Genomic DNA, 375 nt, shown 5'->3' on the forward strand with positions numbered 1-375 from the left:
TGCTGGTGTTCTTGGTTCTCTTGGCGTTGCTGCCGTTCTTGGGTCTGCTGGTGTTCTTGGGTCTCTTGGCGTTGCTGCCGTTCTTGGGTCTGCTGGTGTTCTTGGTTCTCTTGGCGTTGCTGCCGTTCTTGGGTCTGCTGGCGTTCCTGGGTCTCTTGGCGTTCCTGGCGTTCCTGGGTCTGCTGGTGTTCTTGGTTCTCTTGGCGTTGCTGCCGTTCTTGGGTCTGCTGGTGTTCTTGGTTCTCTTGCCGTTCCTGGCGTTCCTGGGTCTGCTGGCGTTCCTGGGTCTCTTGACGGGCTGTCTGGTGCGGCTCGGCCAGATCTCGTTCGCCTTGTGTGTGATCGGGCCGCTGGGTTGTTTGTTCGTCGTGTGGT

The 375-nt window shown here is 58.9% G+C and carries 1 protein-coding gene; it reads left to right on the forward strand.

From position 1 onward, the window contains the following. Nucleotides 1-375 (forward strand): hypothetical protein (locus tag AB0J29_RS37055; RefSeq protein ID WP_364796022.1); only part of this gene is annotated, 375 nt, incomplete at both ends.

Source organism: Nocardia sp. NPDC049707, from assembly GCF_040674855.1.
In the GTDB taxonomy this organism is placed as follows: Bacteria; Actinomycetota; Actinomycetes; order Mycobacteriales; family Mycobacteriaceae; genus Nocardia.